Origin of the sequence: Alienimonas sp. DA493, from assembly GCF_043951915.1 — a bacterium.
Classification (GTDB): Bacteria; Planctomycetota; Planctomycetia; order Planctomycetales; family Planctomycetaceae; genus Alienimonas.
Map to the genome: position 1 here is coordinate 1 of NZ_JBINJD010000385.1, position 356 is coordinate 356.

Sequence of the window (356 nt, forward strand, 5' to 3'; positions counted from 1 at the left end):
CACCGCGGGCAGAACCCCGCCGAACGCCTGCGGGGCGACGCCGCGGCCGTGCGACTGCACGTCTCCTGGCCCGGCCTGCGGCGGACGCTATCGGCCGAGCAGAAGGAGGACGCCGCGTCCCCCTTCGACGCCGAGAGCGGCAGCCTATCCGCCAGCAAGAAACTCCTCGATACGAAACATCCGGCGCTCAGGGCCGCCGCCCGGGTGCGGCACGCGGCGGTCTCGCACTGGAAGAGCGCCAGCCTGCCGTACCCGGAGGCGGGCGTCCGCCTGCTGCCCCGGACCGACCTCCCCGCGTTCGAGCGGCGGATGACGGAACTGCAGGCGGAACTCGCCGACGCCGCCGCGGAGGTCGA

1 pseudogene is annotated in these 356 nt (G+C 74.4%); it reads left to right on the top strand.

Annotation, left to right across the window (positions count from 1 at the left end):
• Nucleotides 1-356, top strand: a pseudogene (locus ACG2DA_RS23135) (hypothetical protein); the annotation flags it as partial.